The following is a 19,537-nucleotide window of genomic DNA, read 5'->3' on the forward strand; positions in this document are numbered from 1 at the left end:
CTTCGCGCTCAGTCATGGCCATATGCCACGGGCGGGGGGCGAAGCGGGCGCCGCTTTTCGGGTGGCAAACTGCCGGAAATTGGTGTCACCTGCGACGGAACCGGTATGTGCCACCGTTTAATCAGGATTGAATATCGGGGAAAATATGAGTGAGCGCCGCGAAAACATCGAGAAAACGCTGAAAATCGGAAAGCATCGGCGCAAGACCCCACTTTGGGCCAGGATCGGCGTGGTTGCGATTGTCGGCCTGCTTGCCCTCTGGTTCTTTGTTCTGCGTGGCGATCAGGGCGGCGGGCTGAGCTATCAGACAGAGCCGGTGCGGCGCGGCGATCTGTCGGTCACCGTTTCGGCCACCGGCACGGTAGAGCCCACCAACCTTGTGGAAATATCCTCCGAACTTTCGGGCACACTGGCCAGCGTCGAGGTGGATTACAACGATACGGTCGAGGTGGGGCAGGTGCTGGCCCGGCTCGACACGACCAAGCTCGAGGCGCAATATGCGGTGCAGGAGGCCTCGCTGGTCGCGGCCGAGGCGCGGGTCGAGCAGGCGCAGGCCACGCTGCACGAAACCTTCGACAAGTACGAGACCGCCCGGCAGCTCTATGAACGCGGCGTCGGCACGCATCAGGCCTTCATCACCGCCCGCGCCACGCAGGAACGCGCGGAAGCGGAGTTGCAGATCGCCGATGCCGACCGGGCGCTGGCCTACGCCCAGCTTGATCTTTACGGGGCCGATCTGCAAAAGGCGGTGATCCATGCGCCGATCAAGGGTGTGGTGCTGGAACGCAACGCGGATGCCGGGCAGATCGTCGCCTCGTCGCTGTCGGCACCGGTGCTGTTCACCATCGCCGAGGATCTGGCCAGCATGGAGCTGCAGGTGGATATCGACGAGGCCGATATCGGCCGGGTCGCGGTTGGCAACAGCGCGACCTTCACGGTGGATGCCTACGACGACGAAACCTTTCCCGCCGAGATCTCTCAGGTTCGCTATGCGCCCGAAGAGATTGACGGGGTGGTCAATTACAAGGCCATCCTCGTGATCGACAACTCGTCGCTGCGGCTGCGCCCGGGCATGACGGCCACCGCCGATATCGTGGTGGCAGAGCTTTCGGACGTACTGATGGTGCCCAACGCCGCGCTGCGCTTCGCACCGCCCCGGGTGGCCGAGAGCGGCGGCGGCGGCGATTCCTCGGGCAGCGGGCTTCTGGGCCTGATCATGCCCGACCGCCCCGGCCGTGACGCGGGCATGGGCGAAGCCGCGCAAAAGACGCTGTGGCTGCTGCGCGCGGGCCAGGCCGTGGAAATTCCGGTGACGCTCGGGCAAAGCGACGGGCGTTTCACGGCGGTGTTGGACGGTGCGTTGGCCGAGGGCGATCAGGTGATCACGGATCAGACCGGGGCTGAGTAACATGGCTGGCACCGCACCCCTGATCGAACTCAGAGGGATCACCAAGGTTTACGGCGCGGGCGAGGCCGAAGTGCGGGCGCTGCGCGGCGTTGACCTGACGATCACGGCCGGCGAATTCGTGGCGATCATGGGGCCGTCGGGCTCTGGCAAATCCACGGTGATGAACGTGCTCGGCTGCCTCGATACACCCACCTCCGGCACGTTCCTGTTCGAAGGGGTGGATGTGGGCAAGCTGGATCACGACCAGCGGGCGCTGCTGCGGCGCAACTATCTGGGGTTCGTGTTTCAGGGCTACAATCTTCTGCCCCGGACCACGGCGCTGGAAAACGTCGAGCTGCCGCTGATCTACAAGGGCCTGCCGCGCGGCGAGCGGCAGCGGATGGCGCTGGAGGCGCTGGACAAGGTCGGCCTGTCGCACCGGGCGGATCACGACCCGTCGCAGTTGTCCGGCGGCCAGCAACAGCGGGTGGCGATCGCGCGCGCGCTGGCGGGCGGACCGGATGTGATCCTGGCCGACGAGCCGACGGGCAACCTGGATACCGAGCGTTCGCGTGAGATCATGGATCTGCTGTCGGGGCTGAACAAGACCGAGAATATCACCATCGTCATGGTCACCCACGAAGAGGACATGGCCGAATATGCCCGGCGGCTGGTCTCTTTCGTCGATGGCCATATCGAGCAGGATACGAAAACGCCGGGGAAGGGCTGAACCATGCTGTGGGAAACCATCCGCCTTGCCGTTCAGGCCATTTTTCGCAACATGCTGCGCTCGTTCCTGACGGTGCTGGGCATCGTCATCGGCGTCGGCGCCGTCATCGCGATGGTCACGGTCGGGCAGGGATCGCAGACCCAGGTGACAGCGGATGTGGAATCACTCGGCAGCAACACGCTGATCATCCGGCCGGGAGTGGGCGGCATGGGCGGCGGGGGCGGGCTCAGCGCCGACCGGTCGTTCGTGCGCGCCGATGCCGAGGCGCTGAGGGAAGAGTTGTCGAGCATCGAAATCGCCGCCCCCTATTCGATGACCAACATCACTGCGGTTTACGGCAACGAAAACCACTTCACCCAGCTCGCCGGCGCGGAAACGACGCTCATGGATGCGATGAACTGGTCGATCGCCGAGGGGCGCATATTCACCGATGCCGAAGAAAAGGCCGGTCGCGCGGTCTGCGTCATCGGTGAAACGATCATTGAAGAACTGTTCTTCAATATCAATCCCATCGGAGAGAAACTTCGCCTCAGATCCCTGTCCTGCGAGGTTGTCGGCATCCTGGCCGCGAAAGGCGTGACAAGCTATGGCGATGATCAGGACGATATCGTGGCGATCCCGCTGAAGACCTTCCAGCGCCGTGTGGCGGGCAACAACGACGTGTCGCTGATCTATGTCACGGTGCGCGATGGCGTCTCCACCGACCGGGCGATACGCGACATCGAGATCCTGATGCGCGAACGCCGCCGCATTTCCGCGGGCGAGGAGGACGACTTCTCTGTCATGGACATGAAACAGATCGCCTCTGTCCTGTCGGGGATCACTGCGGTCCTGACCGGGCTCTTGTCATCCGTGGCGGCTGTCAGCCTGCTGGTGGGGGGTATCGGCATCATGAACATCATGCTGGTGTCGGTGACGGAGCGCACGCGCGAGATCGGCATTCGGCTGGCCGTGGGCGCGCAGACCGGGCAGGTCATGCTGCAGTTTCTGGTCGAGGCGATCGTGCTGTCGTTGCTGGGCGGGCTGCTTGGCATCGTGCTGGGGCTCGGGCTGGGGGCGCTGGCATCGAACCTGATGTCGATCCCGTTTGTGCCCGATCCGCGGGTGATCCTGATCGCCTTTGCGTTTTCGGCCGGCGTCGGGGTGATTTTCGGCTATTTCCCGGCGCGCCGGGCCGCCCAGATGGATCCGATCGAAGCATTGCGGCATCAATAGCCCGGCCGCCGGAAAATATATTTAATTTTCTTTGCTGCCAGATGGTTATTCGCGCCCGTTTTGACCTGCATCAAAGTTGGCTCTTGAACCACATGCGAAAAAGCCAATGTGAGTTGCAGCGGAAGACCAGATTCTTTTCTGTCTGCAATTTCCCGAATGCCGTGGCGTTCCCTGCGCGGCATAAAAGGCATCAAGGGCCCTCCCTCCCGCGATGCCGGACTTAAAGGCGCTGCGGGCCCTCCCTCCTGCAGCGCCTAAAATTTTTTCATCCCTTGCAGCGGACCCCGCGAAAACCGCCGGCCCGGAACGAAAAACCCCCGCTCTGTGGCGGGGGCTTGTTGTATCTCTTGGTGGGCGCCGGGGTTATTTCGGCATCGGGCCGATCATCATGATCATCTGGCGGCCTTCCATCTTCGGCATGTTCTCGATCTTGCCGATTTCCTTGACGTCTTCCGCCACACGCTCCAGCAGCTCCCGACCGAGATTCTGGTGCGCCATTTCGCGGCCCCGGAAGCGCAGGGTGACTTTCACCTTGTCGCCGTTCTCCAGGAATTTCACCACGTTGCGCATCTTGACCTCATAGTCATGAGTGTCGGTGTTCGGGCGGAACTTGACCTCCTTGACCTCGATGATCTTCTGCTTCTTGCGCGCCTCGGATTCTCGTTTCTGCTGTTCGTATTTGAACTTGCCGAAATCCATGATCTTGCAGACCGGCGGCGAGGCGTTGGGGGAGATCTCCACCAGATCAAGGCCGGCCTGTTCGGCCAGTTGCATCCCGCGCTCCGGGGTGACGACGCCGACGTTTTCGCCTTCGGCGCCGATTAACCGGATTTCCGGGCACCGGATACGTTCGTTCACGCGGGGGCCGGTTTCGCGCGTTGGCGGCGCGTTGTGAGGTCTGCGGGCTATGGTGGTGTTCCTTGTGTGGTTTATGGTTTGGCGGAAAATAGACTTGGCGGGGATGTGTTTCAACCCGGTTTTCGCGGCGGCTTTCCGCAGGGCGCTTTCGGGCGCGCCGAAATCTGTTTCCATTCCATGGCAGCTTTGCCACAAGGGCGCTCGGAAACACGCGCTATGCGATCTTGAAAGGACAATGAGATGAAGAACACGGCAATTACGGTCGTCATTCTGGCTGCAGTCGGGATCGGAGGCTTCGTCTGGTATCAAAGCAGATCGAAAGAAGAGGCGCTGCCGCCCGCCGAGACCGCGCTCGAGGCACCGACGCCCATGGAAAACGCCGCCGAGGCGGTTGACGATGCGGCCGAGAGCGTCAGCGAGAAGGTCGAAGGCGCGGTCGAGAGTACCGCCGAGGCGGTGGAAGGGGCGGCCGATAACGCCGCCAAGGCGCTTGGCGACATCACCGAAAGCGTAAGCGAGGCCGCGAGCGATGCCGTCGAGGCGGTGAGCGACGCTGTCACCGGCGGCGAGTCGATGGAGGCGACGCAGGGCGCTGTGACCGAGGCCACCGATGCGGTGACCGACACCGCCGCCGATGCGGCGCAGACGGGGGCTGCGGCGGCGACGGATGCCGCCGATACCGCTGGCGAGACGATGGATGCCGGCGTGGCCACGGTCACCGATGCGCCGGTCACCGACGTTCCGGCCGATGCACCGCTGACGCAGGAAGGGTTCGACGCCGACAAGATCATCGAGATGATCAACGCCTCCGATCTTGACGCGATGCGCAAGTCGGTGCTGCGCTCGGCGGTCGAACAGGCGCGCAGCAACCCCGCGCTGGTCGATGCCACCATCACGCAGGTCAAGACCGCGCTCGGCATGTAAGTTCTTCAAAATCGCAACGCCGCGCGGGGCCGCCCCTGCGCGGCGTTTTTCATGGCCTAGCCCACGAACGCCTTCTCGACGACATATTCCCTTGGCTCTGAATTCGCGCCCTCGCGCAGGCCGAAGGTTTCGAGGATGGCCATGATATCCTTGTTGAACTGCAGCGATCCGCAGACCATGCCCCTGTCGGTTTCGGGCGACATCGGCGGCAGGCCCAGATCGGCGAACACCTTGCCCGTGCGCAGGTTGTCGGTGATCCGGCCCATGAACGGGCTCTGCTCGCGGGTTGTGGTGGGATAGTAACGCAATTTGCCGGCGACGATCTCGCCGATCAGCGGATCGTCGGGCAGCCCCTCGACCAGTTCGCGACCATAGTCCAGCTCTGCCAGATCCCGGCAGGTGTGCATCATGATGACCTCGTCGTAACGCTCATAGGTGTCGGGGTCGCGCATCAGGCTGGCGAAGGGGGCGATGCCGGTGCCGGTGGCGAACAGCCACAGCCGCTTGCCCGGCAGCAGCGCGTCGAGCACCAGGGTGCCGACTGGCTTGGGGCGCAGGATGATCTGATCGCCGGGCCGGATATGCTGCAGCCGGCTGGTCAGGGGGCCGTCGGGCACCTTGATCGAGTAGAACTCCAGCTCTTCGTCCCAGGCGGGGCTGGCGATGGAATAGGCGCGCAGCAGGGGTTTGCCGGTGTCGCCCATCAGGCCGATCATGACGAACTCGCCCGAGCGGAAGCGCAGGCTGCGCGGCCGCGTGACGCGGAACGAAAACAGCCGGTCGGTCCAGTGACGTACCGTAGTCACGGTTTGCGCGTCGGGGAGGGTGGCGGGCTTGGGGGCGGTATCGGTCAAATGCGTGTGCTCGGTCATGTTGCGATGGGCCTTTCGGCCGGTTTTCTGTTTCTAGGATGCCTTGCGCGGGGCCGAAACCCCCAGTCTTGCCCGATAAACCGCCGAGGGGCGCGGGCGCTCCATGATTTCGATCAAAGATGCATCTCAGATTGGCGTTGGATGCGGGAAATCGTTCTGCTATGCGGGGGAATATGCCGTATCAACAGACGTATTTCCCGATGGGGTGGTGATGGCCGCGAAACTGGACAAGACCGACCGCAAGATCCTGGCGGAGTTGCAGCGCGATGCGGGGCAGTCTCTGGATGAGATCGCCCGGACGGTGGGATCGTCGAAAACCCCTGTCTGGAACCGTATCCGCAAGATGCGAGAGACCGGGGTGATCCGTGGCCAGACCGTGATCGTCGAGCCCGAGGCGCTGGGGCTGGAGGCCTGTTTCTTCGTGCTGATCCGCACCGCCGAGCATGAGGCCGACTGGCAGCTGCGGTTCCTCGAGGCGCTGCGCGCCCGCCCCGAGGTGCAGGAGGCGCACCGGCTGGCCGGCGATATCGACTATATCCTGAAGGTGCGTGTGGCCAATGCGCGTGCCTATGACGCGTTCTATCAGGCGCTGATCGCGGATGTGAAAATCCACAACGTCACGGCGCTCTTGTCGATGGAGGAAATCAAGGCGACAACCGCGCTGCCGCTCTAGGCGCGGTTGAAACCCGGCCGCTCCGGGGTTAGGTGATTGCAACCCGGCCAGCAGGGGCGCCCGATGACATCGGAACTGATCATCTCGACCTACAACAGCCCGCGCGCGCTGCTGCTGACGCTGCTTTCGGTGGCGCGGCAGGATGTGCGGCCGGGCAGCGTGTGCATCGCCGACGATGGCTCCGGCCCCGAAACCGCTGCCGCGATCGCGGCGGTTCAGGCGCGCTACCCCGATCTGCCGATCCGCCATGTCTGGCACGACGATCGCGGGTTCGAGAAGAACGTGATCCTGAACAAGGCCATCGCCACGTCGGATGCCGATTACCTGATCTTCATCGACGGTGATTGCCTGATCCACCCCGGCTTCATCGCCCGCCATCTGGAGGTCGCCCGGCGCGACCGTTTCTGTTCGGGCAGCCTGATCCGGCTGGATGACGCGACCACGAAATCGGTGACCGAAGTGGATGTGCTGGAAGGCCGGGTGTTCGACATCGGCTGGCTGAGGCGCAGCGGCGCGCTGCGCAGGTTCACCGCCTGGCTGAAGGCGGCACCCCTGCCCAAGCCGGTTCTGGCGGCGCTGGAACATGTCTATCCGGTCGGGCGCAACTGGTGCGGCGGCAACGGATCGGCCTATCGCGACGCGATCCTGGCGGTGAACGGTCTCGACGAGACGATGAAATATGGCGGCGGCGACAAGGAGTTCGGCATTCGCCTGGCCAATTCGGGGGTCAAGGGGCGGCATCTGCGCTTTACCGCGCCGCTGGTGCATCTGGATCATCCGCGCGGCTACAAGGACCCCGAAAAGATCAGGGCGCACCGGCTGAAGATCGCCGAGGCGCGCCGCACCGGCAAGATCTGGGCCGAGGCGGGCATCCGCCCGCCGGAGCCTGCGGCATGATCATCGCCAACATGGCGACCTACCCGCCACGCCGCGCCGCGTTCCTGCGGGCGGTGGCGGCGGTGGCGCCGCAGGTCGATCAGCTGAACCTCGTGCTGAATGAATATGACGCGATTCCGCGCGAACTGGCCGGGTTCGGCAATGTCACGGCGGTGATCCCCGATGAGGATCTGAAGGATGTGGGCAAGTACCTGCCCGACAGTTCCGCCGCCGAGCATGTGTTCACCATGGATGACGACATCCTGTACCCCGCCGATTACGTTGCCACCACGCTGAGCCGGCTGGCGGCGCTGCGGCACAAGCGGGTGCTGGCGGGCTATCACGGCTCGCTCTACCGGGGCTGGCCGCGGCTGGCGGCGCGGCTGGGCATCCGGCCGAACCGTATCGCCGCGCATCGCCGCCAGTTCCGCTTCCGCGACGGGCTGGCCGCGCCTGTGGTGGTCGATCAGCTCGGTTCCGGCGTTTCAGTGATGCGCGGCTGCGATTTTCCTCCCTTCGATTTCATGAAGGGCTCTCAGGGGTTTGTCGATGTGCGGCTGGCGCGCTGGTGCCATGAACACGGCATCCTGCCTGTCTGCCTGCCGCGCGCGGCGGGGTGGCTGAGCGCCGAAAGCTTTGACGAGGCGCTGTTCTACTCTGTCACCCAGGCGTCGCCGCCGCATGTGGCGCGCGAGATTTGGGAATATGCCTTCCGGGTTCGGGGGCGGGGCAGGCACCCCGACCGGATCGACGATCCCGTTCAGTAAAGCCGCCGCGACCGGGCGCGCTTGATCTTCAGCGCCCAGTATCCGCGCGAGAGCAGGCGTGCGCGGCCCTTGGGCAGGGTATCCTGCTTGTGCCGCGCGCGGCTGCCCTGAAGATGGGTCCAGCCTTCACCCTGTTCATAATGCCCGACGATGCGCGGTGCGGCGGCGATGGCACCCAGCCGGGAAATGTCGCAGGGCCAGTCCGCCGTTCCCGAAAGCGGCGTGCAGGCGTCCAGCATCCAGCGCGCACCGGCGGCCGACAGCACATAGCCTGTGGCAAGGGTCGGCGGCAGGATCACGCGATAGGCCGCCACCCCCGGCATCAGCATCGCTACCGGCCGCCGGGTGAAACGGCCGCAGCGATGATCGAGCAATATCATGTCGGCCTGCGTATGGGGGCCGGTTTGCATGAACCGCCCGAAGGGCGCATCCACGATCGCGTCATCCTCGAGGATCACGGCGCCGGGCAACCCGCGGGTCAGGATGGCGCGGTAGATCGCCTGATGCGACAGGGCGCAGGCCAGTTCCGCGTCGCAAAGGTCACGGCGCAAGGCCCGTCTGATGGCGGGCCTGTCGATCATGGCGTCCTGCGCCGGGCTCAAACCCTCGCGCCCGTCGATACCGAAGAAAAGCTCATGACCCAGGCCCATGCCGGCCAGCCGGTCCAGCAGCGGCTGCCGCCGCGCCTCGTCGCCGGGAAGGGTGAGCACGAAGATCGGGTAGGGGGCGTCGGCGGCGGGCATACTCTGTACTCGTGGGCTATACGACGGGCTGCCGGTCCAGCCCGTGAAAACAATAGATCTGCCCATAGCGCGGCGGCGTAGAAAGGGCCAGCCCGGTGCGGCGGGCGGGTTCGGGGCATGGGCGGAAAGCAGCGCGCTTTACCGGGCGCAGCCTGATCAGGGCGCAATTCTTACCTGGAAGGTGACGGAACCTTCGGTTCCCGGCTGATAGAGGCCGGCGCAATCCCACCGCAGTTCACCCGCATAGCCAGAGCCGCCGGAGCCCGATGTCGCGCTGGTGCAGGTGACGCCGTTGCCCAGGTTCACCGGGCTCGGGATCGCCGCAGCCAGCACCGTGTAGGGCGGCGTTCTGTCGTGGATGACGATGTCGGACGCCGGCAGGGTGCCCGTATTCCTCAGATAGATCCGATACTCCAGAACATCACCGGCCGAGGCGCCGTTGCTTACACCTTCCGGCGTTCCCTGCGACAGGTTGCGCACGGTTTTGGAGAGCGTCAGCGCCCCTTGGGCCGATTCCACCGTCAGCCGGTCGGTATTGCTGTCCACCTCGCTCAGGCCGGACGCCCCATAGGCCGTGTTGGCCACCAGATCGAAGCTGTAGGATGCGCCCGGGCCCACGGCCGAAGAGGCCGACACGCGTGCGATCAGACATATGAGCGTCTCCGCCTGTATCGCGACCGGGCTGGTTGCCGGGGTGTCGGCGGTGCCATCACAACCGGTGTCGACAAACAGTGCGGTGGAAAACGCCCCCGGCGTTGCGCCGGACTGGGCGCTGATATCGAAGCTGACCGTGCCCGGCGCGTCTGCCATGTATTCATGCCGCAAAGAGACGACTTGCCCGGGCAGGATCGCGCTTTGCTGGCTCTGGTTCAGCCGCGCCTCGGTGATCACACCCACGTTGAGATCAGCGTAAGAGGTGCCCGGCGCGGGGGTGAAGGTAAAGGCGCCGTCTCGCGCGTCTGCATTCACCAGCGCGGGCAGGGTGGCTGCGGTTTCCGATGCCGTGCGCAGCCCTTCTGCGGGCAGCACCGAAACGGTGACCGCATCGGCGTAGCCATCCGGCAGGGTCAGGCTCCAGCTGCCATCGGCGGCGAGCGCGGGTGTGTCGAGCAGCCCGCCGGCACCGTCGAGGATCTGCACCACGGCTTTGTCCGTGCCGGTTTCCGCCCCGGAGTGAAGGCCGTCATAGGCCGTGGCGCCCGCCCCGTTGTCGAAGAAAACCACGCCCGAGAGCGTTGCCCCGGTGCCGGTGTAGGCAACGGTGGCGCTGGCCTCGTCATCATCGGCCAGCCCGTCGGACAGATCGTCCACCAGCGGGCCGGTTGCCGGGTCGCTGTCGGGATCGGTCAGCGAACTGGCGACGATTTCCGCTGTGTTGGTGTGCTCGCCGCTGTCGCGCATGGTGACGCGGATGGTCAGCGCATGGCTGCTGCCCGCCGGCACGTCGCCGAGCGCCCAGATGCCCGTTCCGGGGTCGTAGCTGTCGCCCTGCGTGGCGGCATCGTCCGCGACATAGGCAAAGCCGTCGGGCAGCAGATCCCGAACCCGCACATCGCTGGCGCTGCCCGGCCCGTCATTGGTGACGGTCAGAACGACGTCCAGCGCCTCTCCGTTGGTTGCCTGGGGGGCGGGCTGGCCATCCGCCGCGCGGATGACGCTTTTGCTCAGCGACAGATCGGCGGAAGCGACGGCGGTGACAAAGCCGAAGTCCTGATCGGCCGTGTCGGCGCCGGTGGTGACGGGCACGCCGGTCAGCGGATTGGCCGTTGACAGGGTCAGGCCCGCGGGGATTTCGGGGTCTGTCTCGTCCACCTCGATCCGGTAGGTCCGTGTCGCGTTGACGGTGGCGAAACCATAGCTGCCATCGGCGGCGGTTTCGGTCGTCTGTGCCAGCGTATCGTCGCCGGGATCGGAGGGCGTGCCGTTGTCGTCATACAGCGTGACGGTGATGCCGGCGGGCAGGCCCGCCTCTGCGCCGTCGCGCGTGCCCGAGCCGTTCGTATCCTGATAGAGCGTGCCCGAGATCGACCCTTCCTGGAACACGGTCGACACAAACGGCCCCGGCGCGCGGCAGGATGCGCCGTCATTGCCCTGATAGGTCACGTTGTCGATGGTGCCCTGCACTTCGATGAACTCATAGCTTGCGGGGCGGTTGCCCTCGGAGCCGACCTCGATACCGAAGACCTGCCGCGACTGGTTGTCGAACGTGTACATGAAACCGCTGGAATCGAACCACACAGAATCGAAATCAATCGCGAATTTGCCCGCAGGCAGCGGAACATTGGCGACAAGCGCAACCGTCGTCGCGCCCGGCGTGCCGTTCCTTGGATCGAGGGCATGCAGATTGCGCGACGAGTCGAAGAAATACATCAGCCCGTCGCGCGGGTTATAGGCCATGTCACGCCCATAGGCCGCGCCTGCGCCCGCGCTCAGCACCCCCAGCGCCACCGGGTTGGCGGGGTCGCTGATGTCAAGCAACTGATAGCGGCTGAAATCCGTGCCGGACATGTAGACCAGAATGCCGTTGGGCAGGATGTCGGTGCTGGTGTCGGGGGATTCGAGGCTGAGCCCCGACAGATCCGCAACCTCCCGCACCGCGCCCGAGGCGTCGATCCGCATGAGCGAGCGCGGGCTCTGGCGAATGCCGTAGATATAACCGTCCAGCTCGTTATAGCCCCAGCCGGTCACGAGGTAGTTGCCGGTGTAGTCGGGCGGCAGGGCGGTGTGGTTCAACGTATAGCTGCCGGCGTTTTCGCTGATCGACAGCGCGTTCAGCGACGGAAGGTTCTGCGTGGTTTCCGTGGCGATCATGTAGAAGGTGGAGGAACAGGTCAGCGGCCCGTTCGGGTTCGACAAGGTCACGACATAATCCTCGACCTCGCCATCCAGGTTCAGCCCGTCGAACGGGTCGGCGGTGACCGCGCTGCTGGTCGACCAGCGCAGCCGGGCATAGGTGGTGCCGTTGCCGATATCCGCCGGCACGGGGATATTCAGGTTGATCTGGTTGTTGAAGGTGCCGTCGGTATCGCCGGTGCCGCCATCGCGGTAGTCGGTGGCGATCTGCTCGGCGGCGTCGAACAGGCCGTTCTGGTTGAAGTCGATCCAGAGTTGCAGATTGGTGATGCCCGACAGCACCGGCAGCCCAAGGTCAAGCTGCAGGCTCAGCGTTTCGTGGGTTTGCACGGACAGCGGCACGGTGGTGCCCGCCACCAGGGTCGGGAACGCCGCGACGCCGTCTTCGTCATCGATGCCGGCCAGGTCGTCGGCATCGGCGGCCGCGCTGTTCTGGGGGGTCGTTTCGGTGTCTGGCAGGCCGCCGCCAAGATAGATCTCGGGCACGACCACATGGCGCGGGTCGCCATAGCTGGCCGGGGCATCGCCACGGTCCACCAGATCGGCGGCGGCGATGATCAGCGAATAGTCCTCGACCTCGCCATCGACGGCGAAGCCCGCGAAGCCAAGCCCGGCCTCGCCCCCGTAGCGGAAGCGCGCGAAGGTGGTCGAGGTGGTGGCGTCGGTCGGCACGCTCACGTCGATCTGGATCACTCCGTCGCCGGGGATATTGTCGTGAACGGTGCCGTCATCACGCAGGTCGCTGGCGATCCGCTCGCCCAGGGCGTCTTCGAACAGCCCGTCACCGTTGAAATCTATCCATCCCTGCAAATAGCCTGCGCCCGTTACCGTCACGTCGAGCGTGCTGATCGTTCCCTGTGTCAGCACGGGGAAGGTGATGGCGTCTTCGTCGTCGGTGTCGAACAGGTCATCCGCGGTGGCCGTGCCGTCCGACTGCGCCACGAGTTCGGTATCGGGGGCGACGGCACCCAGATAGACAGTCGGCGCGGCAGGCACATCGTGGATCGCCGCAACATAGCTGACCGGGGCATCGCCGTAGTCGACCCCGTTGCCCTCGAACACGGCGATCGTGGCGGTCGCGGTGTCGCAATCGGCGGGGTCGACCGCATCGCACAGCCGGTAGTCGATCGTGTAAACCCCCGACGCAACGCCGGCCGGGACGACAACCCGCCCGGCATCAAGGCCGCTGGTAACGAGCGTGGGCACCGGATCGCCCGCATTCGCCGGCACGGCCTCTGTGACAACCTCCAGCGTTACGCCCGGGAAGGCGGCGGGCAGCCCGCCGACCGTGTCGTTGGCCAGAACCTCGCCCGCCGTTCCGCCGACCAGCGCGTTCACCGGGCTTGCGGTATAGTCGTCGTCAACCGCCACGACATTGGTGCTGGCGGGGAGTGTTCCGGAAACCACCACGGTCGCGGTCGCGGTGTCGGTATTGGCGGGAACGCCGCCGGCCGGCCGGTCGGTCAGGCTGTATTCGACGGAATATGTGCCTGGGGTGGTGCCCTGGGCAACCACGATCTCGCCGGTATCTGTGTTCAGGCTGATCGAGCCGGCGGCGGGCGCGGGGGCGGAGACGACCGCCAGATCGACGTTGCCGACAAGCGGTGCGGTGTCGACGCCGCCGCCGTTCAGGATGTCGCCGGCCAGCACGCTGCCGGTCGTCCCGCCGGAGGATGTGTCGATCGGGGCCGCCGAGAAATCATCGTCGGCGGCCTCGATGCAGGATTTCAGGCGCGCCTGAATCCCCAGCGCGACAGTCGGGCCCACGCCGATGCCGACCTGGCGCATGGTGAGCTGCGTGACCGTTTCGGACGCGCCCGAGATCACGCCGGGCGGGTTATAGGCCAGGTCGATCATGCCGTAGGCCTGATCCTGCCCGCCGAGATTGACGTCGCCGGGCACGACGTTGGGGTCATGTACCCAGAAGCGGCCATCCAGCGGCAATCCGTCGGCCCCTGTCCCCGTCAGCGTGGTCACGGCGATGCCCTCGCTGTCGGAGCCGAAGGTCTGGAAATATCCCTGATTGTCGAGCGGTGCGACGGTGCCGAACAGATTGCTGACCGAACCGTTCCCCGACAGCGCCATGTTGAAATCGCCGATGATCCCCGAGCTGAGAGGCTCGAGCGCGTTGCGCCCCGCATTGCCGATGAAGACGTTGAGATCGTGGATGACCGGGGCGTTGAAACTCACCGAATAGGTGCCGCGGCCTTCCGACAGTTCCGAAATCCGGATGATCGAGGTCTCGGTCCCCGGAACGAACTGCGGGCCGGAAATCGTGATGTCGGTATTGGCCGAGCCCCATTGCAGGCTGGCTGACTGATCCGTGTTCAGGCCGCCGATCGTGCCGGGCGTGACCCAGTTCACGAAACCCGGCGAAACGGAGCAGGTTTCGGCCAAAGCCGCCGACCCTGTGGAGAGCCCGGCCACCGCGGCCAGAAATGTGAACGACGCCCGGCGCGTGGAAAAACGATTGCGCCGGATAAACGGATTCATGTTCATACCCAAAACCCTGAACTTTCAGTTTGGCCCGCAGCGGTCCGGGGGAGCGGCTCAACAGAAGGCAAGCGCCGTGAGTGGTGGCCAAACGGGCCCCCTGTTGCCCAGGAGCGCCACTATCTGATCTGCGTTCTTTCGCGCGCCGTTTCGTGGCGCTTGCCTTCTGACATCCCGCTTTCGGGCCGGAATGTGGATCTACTATAGACCAGCCTGCCGCGGGCGGCGCGGGGGCGGTGGTATATTCGGGCTATGCGAAGGGATAGTGCATGGCTTTGCCACGGGTGGCCGGGCGGAGGCGTTTCCACCTCATGCAACGCATGAACACTTTGCTTTAGAATATTGTGTTATTGAAGAATTCTCTGGCGCCATGCGGATTGCGTGTGGTGCCATGCGGCCGGCAGCAGTTCCACGAGCGCGCGCGCCTTTTGCGCGTTACCGTCCTTGCAGGCCGTTTCGATATCTTCGAGCAGGCCGTGCAGACGATCCGCCCCGAACATCCCGCACATGCCCGCCATGGCATGGGAACGTATTTGCAGATCCCGCACCGCCTGGGCGCCAACCAGGGCGGGAAGATCCTGATCCACACGCTGCACCAGGGTCGTGAGACGCTCGGAAAGCTTGTCTCGCCCCAGCACCTCGAGCAGCTCCGAAACCTGGGTTTCGTCGAGAACCGGCCGGTCAAACGCGTGTTCCGGGGCCGCGGCGCCCCATTCCCCGGTGACGGCCGCCCCGTTCGCCGATGCCAGGTCGCTCAGCGCGGTATCGAGCGCTTTCATGTCCAGCGGTTTGAGCAGCAAACCCGACATGCCGACCGCCTTGAACTCTTCGCGCTCATTGGGCAGGGCATGGGCCGTGACCGCCAGAACCGGGGTCTTTCTGTTCGGCCCTGTGCCCGACAGGATCGCCCGGGTTGCCTGAATGCCGTTCATCCCGGGCATGGAGATATCCATAAGAATTACGTCGAACCTGGTGTTTTCGGCCAGCGCCACGGCCTCCCGGCCACCGGTGGCAAGCGTGACCTGATGCCCCAGCCGCTTCAACATTGCCTGAAGCAGATCCCGGTTGATCTCATTGTCATCCACGACAAGCAGTTGCAGGGGGGCACGCCGCGCCTGCGCGACTACCGGCAAGGGCGGGGCGGGAAGGGCCGGCGCCACGGCCGGGGTGGCGGGCAACCGGACAGTGAAACGGGCGCCCGCGCCGGGGGCCGACGCGCAATGGATTTCGCCGCCGAGGCGCCTGACCAGCCGGCGGACGATCCCGAGCCCCAGGCCGGTTCCGCCCGTGCGCCGCTCGTAACGGCTGTCCAGCGAAACAAAATCCTCGAAAATCCTTTCGATGTCTTCAGGCGGGATGCCGGGGCCATCGTCGACGACCTCGAGATGCAGCGCCATCCCGCCGCTGTCGTCTTCGGATGTCTTGTAGAAGGCGCGCAGCGTGACATCTCCGTCGGGGCTGAACTTGATCGCGATGCTGAGAAGATTCACCAGAATCTGCTGTATCGCGCGCGGGTCAGTCATGATCGGCCGGTCGTTCAGGCCCCTCTGATCAAGATGCAGCCGCGTTCCCGAGGTCTTGGCGAGGGGATCGATCGTGCCGATCAGGCCGGATGTCAGCGCGGTGAGGTCACAGGGCTGCAGTTGCTGATCGTCCGTATCCGCCTCGCTTCGCTCGATCGCGAGTACGTCGTTGATATGGCCGAGCAGGATGTCGCCGGAGGTGATGGCCGCGTCGAGGTATTTCTGCTGCTCATCATCGAGGCGGCCGTCTTTCAGAAGCTGCAGGGCGGAGAGCACGCCGTTCAGCGGGGTGCGCATCTCATGGCTCATCATGGCGAAAAACCGGGATTTCTCGGAGTAGGCGGCAAGCGCCTCGTCCCGGGCGCGGGTGATTTCCGCCTCTTTCTGCCGCTTGTCGGTTATGTCGCGGATATAGCTGACGAATATCGGCCCGTCGGCCGAACGCGCAAGCGAGACCGACAACTCGACCGGAAAGACGCGGCCGCGGCAATCGATCATCTCGAGTTCCCGCCGCCCGGCTTCGGCAAAGAAAGTCTGACCGGTAGAGCGAAAGGCCGCGAGATTGCGGCGTTGCTGCTCGCGCAGGTGGGGGGGGATGAGAAGCTCGATGAAGTTCTGGCCCAGAGCGGCCGCGCGGGAGAGGCCGAATATCTCTTCGGCCGAGCCGTTGAAATCCCTGATCAGCCCCTCGTCATCGATAACCACGACCGCATCCAGAGAGGCGCGCAGCGTGGTGGCCAATCTCAGGTGGTTTTCCTCGGCCTGGCGGGAGGTCCGGTTCAGCGCGGTGGCCTGGCGTGAAAGACGTATGATCGCGCCGACAAGGGCGATGGTGACGACCAGCACGACCAGGACGAGTATCTCGATCAGCCGGACGATCTTTTGCCGTTCGGTCTGCGCGGCTTCGGCGGCGATGGCAATGGAGGCAAGGGCAATGTCCCTCGGAACCTCTTCGACCTGGCGCAGAGCGCGCTGCAGCCTGTCCAACCCGTCGAAGAGCGGCGCATCGCCTGTATCGATCAGCGCGGTCTGCGTGTCGAGCATGCGGCGCAGCCGAAGGATCTCGGGTGCCACGTTTCCAGTGTTCTGGAGGCTCTCGGCGATTTCCACCCGGCTGAAGAAGATGTCGAACCGCTTGCGAAGGTTCTCCAGATCCTCGGGCGCGCCGGATCGTGCCTGATCAAGGGCGCGGTCCAGCTTCAGGTATTCGATCTCGAGCTGCGAGAAGACCCATTCGGTATGATCCTTCTGCGCACTGTCGAGCGCCCGGATCCTGTTCCAGACATTGAAGGCGAGATAGCCCGAGAAAATCATCCCGGCGAACAGCGCCAGAACCAGCAGGTATCTGACCCATGTGCCGCGCGGAACCGGATTTGTCTTGTCGCCCATCAATGCTCCCAAGCCGTGACTTTATTCGATTGTAAGCCGGTCCAGCTGCCAGATCGACCGGCTGTAGATGGTTTCCGTCTGAAACTTCAGATCGCTGTCATAGGGGTACACAATCCAGAGCGGGCCCTTGCCCCTGCGCGACATGGGGGCGTCATTCGCGGCATAGGCGATGATGGGCCCGTCGGCTGTTGCGTCCGTCATCGGGATGGTCACGGAATAGTCGTTGATCGCCGTCGCGTGAATCACGCCTTCCGTTACATCGAGTGACTCCAGCAGGGCCTTCAGCGAAACGCCGCGGAAGGTTTGCGCGCCTTCCGTCCAGATTGTCGTCGTCTGGAAGGACGACGCGGGCAGGGCCTGCAAATCCTCCAGGTTGAACGCGTGGCGCGTGTCGCCCACCGTCACCAGGAGCACAACGGGGCCCTGCGCGCTTGCCGCCGCGACGAATGCGATGCTGCAAACCCATGCCAAAACCGCTCGGAAAAACCTTTGCCAACTCATTTCGGAGCCCCTTCTTTCAAAGATATGAGGCGACTTTAGGGCCCTTGGCGGGAAGTCGTGAGTGATCAGAAGATCATTTCCCCTATACGAAGGTATAGTTCGCGGAGAATTTGGTACAGGAAAGCCGGGAGCGTGCGATCTACACTGTTCTTTGCGAAAAAGCCGCTCTATCAGTAAGATCACTCCAACCGGGTGGCGGCGCTGGAGGATAACGAAGAATGACTTTGCAGATACTGATCGCCGATGATCACGATATGGTCCGTGAGACCATAGCGATGTTCCTGGATGCCGATGGCGCGACCAATACGGTGGCGGCAAGCGATTTGAGCGAGGCGCTCGAGAAGATCAGGGCCGAGGGGCCCTTCGATCTGGTTTTGCTGGATTACACCATGCCGGGGATGAAAGGGCTGGACGGGTTGCAGATCGCGCTAGAGGCGAACGGCGGCAAACCTGTCGGCCTGATCTCGGGCACCGCGACCCGGCTCATCGCCGAGCGGGCGCTGGAAATGGGCGCGATCGGGTTCCTGCCCAAGACCCTGCCGGCGAAATCACTGGTCAACGCCGTGCGCTTCATGGCGGCCGGCGAAACCTATGCGCCGGTGAACTTCATGTCGGGCAAGGACAGCCCCGAGGAAACCGATTTCGAAAAAGCACTTTCGGATCGTGAGAAACAGGTTCTAAGGGGCTTGATGAGCGCGAAATCCAACAAGGAGATCGCACGAGACCTCGATCTTCAGGAAGTGACGATCAAGCTGCACGTCAAGTCGCTTTGCCGAAAGCTCGATGCGAAGAACCGGACGGACGCGGCGATGATCGCGCGCGACGCCGGCTTCGTCTAGATCAGCCACAAGTTCCGCAACTATCCTTTTCGGCCAAGGGGGCGTTCGCATCACGAGCGCCCCCTTTGGCATGGGGCCGGACAGGCCCGCCCCGCCAGCCGCCGGCGTTCGTGTGCCCCCGCCCGGCGGCCTCGGCACCCGTCCGAATGCGCCATAGCGCCTTCCGGTGCGGTAGCCGCGACTATCCTTAAGGTTAGAGAACTGCCTGCACGCTCAAGCACTTAGACCTAAGTGCAAATGCATCCCTGCGTCTTTCCCGAAATCATGTGCGTAGGACGGCTCCGCTCGTGAGCCCGTTCACCGCAACCGCCGGCGCTCGCTCCGGCCTTTATGGGAAGATGTAGATGTTTGTTCAAATCCCCAGAACCTCCCGGGCCGTGCTGGCCGGGGTGGCGCTGTCTCTGGTCGGGCTGCCAGCCTTCGCAGAAGCCCTTTCCAGCACCTTCTCCTTTCTTGTCGTCGAAACCGGTGACGACGGGCAGGAACAACTTGTCGAGCGCGGCACGGTCCGGCCCGGCGAAGTCATCCACTATCAGCTGCACCACGAGAACATGACCGAAGCCGCCATGGGCGGCATCGTCATCGCGGCCCCCGTGCCCGAGGGTGTCTCGTTGCAGATCGGCGGCGAAACCACTTCGGTGGCCGCCGTTTTCGAAGTGCAGGCCGAGCTCGACCCCGAACAGGACGGGCTTGAATGGTCGACCCTGCCGGCGATGCGCAAGGTTGCCGACGCGGATGGCTCCCTGCGCGAAGAGCCGCTGCCCCAAGAGGCCGTGGCCGCTGTCCGGTGGGTCTTTTCCGAACTGCTCGAGCCGGGCGCAAGCGCCCTCAACACCTATCGCGTCCGCGTCGACTGATCCGGCCCGCCGGGTCCGTTCTCCTAACCCAAAATCC

16 protein-coding genes are annotated in these 19,537 nt (G+C 64.4%); 9 read left to right on the forward strand and 7 right to left on the reverse strand.

Annotation, left to right across the window (positions count from 1 at the left end; genetic code table 11):
* Positions 1 to 145: 145 nt before the first annotated feature.
* The 3 genes from TQ29_RS06650 to TQ29_RS06660 are packed head-to-tail and all read left to right on the forward strand — an operon-like array spanning position 146 to position 3,332.
* The gene (locus tag TQ29_RS06650; protein WP_054538514.1) at positions 146 to 1,408 is read left to right on the forward strand and encodes an efflux RND transporter periplasmic adaptor subunit; all 1,263 of its coding nucleotides are present in this window, start codon (positions 146 to 148) and stop codon (positions 1,406 to 1,408) included.
* A gap of 1 nt (position 1,409) precedes the next feature.
* Positions 1,410 to 2,117, forward strand: coding sequence for an ABC transporter ATP-binding protein (locus TQ29_RS06655; RefSeq protein ID WP_054538515.1), 708 nt, complete (start codon positions 1,410 to 1,412; stop codon positions 2,115 to 2,117).
* A gap of 3 nt (positions 2,118 to 2,120) precedes the next feature.
* Positions 2,121 to 3,332: an ABC transporter permease gene (locus TQ29_RS06660; protein ID WP_054538516.1), complete on the forward strand. Its 1,212-nt coding sequence runs from the start codon at positions 2,121 to 2,123 to the stop codon at positions 3,330 to 3,332.
* Here the strand turns inward: TQ29_RS06660 and TQ29_RS20610 are convergent.
* Together TQ29_RS20610 and infC are read right to left on the reverse strand one after the other, a co-directional pair.
* Positions 3,326 to 3,523 carry a hypothetical protein gene (locus TQ29_RS20610; RefSeq protein ID WP_157445533.1) on the reverse strand — a complete coding sequence of 66 codons (198 nt, stop codon included), beginning with the start codon at positions 3,521 to 3,523 and terminating at the stop codon, positions 3,326 to 3,328. The two genes, TQ29_RS06660 and TQ29_RS20610, sit on opposite strands and share 7 nt — an antisense overlap.
* Positions 3,524 to 3,695: 172 nt before the next feature.
* Positions 3,696 to 4,241: a translation initiation factor IF-3 gene (infC, locus tag TQ29_RS06665; protein WP_037208410.1), complete on the reverse strand. Its 546-nt coding sequence runs from the start codon at positions 4,239 to 4,241 to the stop codon at positions 3,696 to 3,698.
* A gap of 189 nt (positions 4,242 to 4,430) precedes the next feature.
* Between infC and TQ29_RS06670 the strand changes: the two genes are divergently transcribed.
* Positions 4,431 to 5,114 (forward strand): hypothetical protein, encoded by a 684-nt coding sequence (locus tag TQ29_RS06670; RefSeq protein WP_054538517.1) that lies wholly within the window; start codon positions 4,431 to 4,433, stop codon positions 5,112 to 5,114.
* A 56-nt stretch (positions 5,115 to 5,170) separates the two neighbouring features.
* Here the strand turns inward: TQ29_RS06670 and TQ29_RS06675 are convergent, their stop codons facing one another.
* Positions 5,171 to 5,986 (reverse strand): ferredoxin--NADP reductase, encoded by an 816-nt coding sequence (locus TQ29_RS06675; RefSeq protein WP_054538518.1) that lies wholly within the window; start codon positions 5,984 to 5,986, stop codon positions 5,171 to 5,173.
* A 211-nt stretch (positions 5,987 to 6,197) separates the two neighbouring features.
* Here TQ29_RS06675 and TQ29_RS06680 point away from each other — a divergent pair, with 211 nt between their 5' ends.
* The 3 genes from TQ29_RS06680 to TQ29_RS06690 all read left to right on the forward strand — a co-directional run bounded on the left by TQ29_RS06680 (position 6,198) and on the right by TQ29_RS06690 (position 8,302).
* Positions 6,198 to 6,659: an Lrp/AsnC family transcriptional regulator gene (locus TQ29_RS06680; RefSeq protein WP_037208407.1), complete on the forward strand. Its 462-nt coding sequence runs from the start codon at positions 6,198 to 6,200 to the stop codon at positions 6,657 to 6,659.
* Between the two features lie 63 nt (positions 6,660 to 6,722).
* Positions 6,723 to 7,556 (forward strand): glycosyltransferase, encoded by an 834-nt coding sequence (locus TQ29_RS06685; RefSeq protein ID WP_054538519.1) that lies wholly within the window; start codon positions 6,723 to 6,725, stop codon positions 7,554 to 7,556.
* Positions 7,553 to 8,302: a hypothetical protein gene (locus TQ29_RS06690; protein ID WP_054538520.1), complete on the forward strand. Its 750-nt coding sequence runs from the start codon at positions 7,553 to 7,555 to the stop codon at positions 8,300 to 8,302. The genes TQ29_RS06685 and TQ29_RS06690 overlap by 4 nt, the downstream gene beginning before the upstream one ends.
* Here TQ29_RS06690 and TQ29_RS06695 read toward each other — a convergent pair.
* The 4 genes from TQ29_RS06695 to TQ29_RS06710 all read right to left on the reverse strand — a co-directional run bounded on the left by TQ29_RS06695 (position 8,296) and on the right by TQ29_RS06710 (position 17,717).
* Positions 8,296 to 9,045, reverse strand: coding sequence for a glycosyltransferase family 25 protein (locus TQ29_RS06695; protein ID WP_054538521.1), 750 nt, complete (start codon positions 9,043 to 9,045; stop codon positions 8,296 to 8,298). The two genes, TQ29_RS06690 and TQ29_RS06695, sit on opposite strands and share 7 nt — an antisense overlap.
* A gap of 156 nt (positions 9,046 to 9,201) precedes the next feature.
* On the reverse strand, positions 9,202 to 14,391 hold the full coding sequence (locus TQ29_RS06700) for a GEVED domain-containing protein (RefSeq protein ID WP_162231815.1): 5,190 nt from the start codon (positions 14,389 to 14,391) through the stop codon (positions 9,202 to 9,204).
* 347 nt (positions 14,392 to 14,738) lie between these two features.
* Positions 14,739 to 17,303, reverse strand: coding sequence for an ATP-binding protein (locus TQ29_RS06705; RefSeq protein ID WP_054538523.1), 2,565 nt, complete (start codon positions 17,301 to 17,303; stop codon positions 14,739 to 14,741).
* Positions 17,304 to 17,324: 21 nt separating this feature from the next.
* The gene (locus TQ29_RS06710; protein ID WP_328705639.1) at positions 17,325 to 17,717 is read right to left on the reverse strand and encodes a molybdopterin-dependent oxidoreductase; all 393 of its coding nucleotides are present in this window, start codon (positions 17,715 to 17,717) and stop codon (positions 17,325 to 17,327) included.
* Positions 17,718 to 18,022: 305 nt separating this feature from the next.
* Between TQ29_RS06710 and TQ29_RS06715 the strand changes: the two genes are divergently transcribed.
* Positions 18,023 to 18,643 carry a response regulator transcription factor gene (locus TQ29_RS06715; protein ID WP_054538525.1) on the forward strand — a complete coding sequence of 207 codons (621 nt, stop codon included), beginning with the start codon at positions 18,023 to 18,025 and terminating at the stop codon, positions 18,641 to 18,643.
* Positions 18,644 to 18,987: 344 nt separating this feature from the next.
* On the forward strand, positions 18,988 to 19,500 hold the full coding sequence (locus TQ29_RS06720; RefSeq protein ID WP_054538526.1) for a hypothetical protein: 513 nt from the start codon (positions 18,988 to 18,990) through the stop codon (positions 19,498 to 19,500).
* Positions 19,501 to 19,537 lie beyond the last annotated feature (37 nt).

Source organism: Actibacterium sp. EMB200-NS6 (assembly GCF_001305615.1).
In the GTDB taxonomy this organism is placed as follows: domain Bacteria; phylum Pseudomonadota; class Alphaproteobacteria; order Rhodobacterales; family Rhodobacteraceae; genus Actibacterium_A; species Actibacterium_A naphthalenivorans.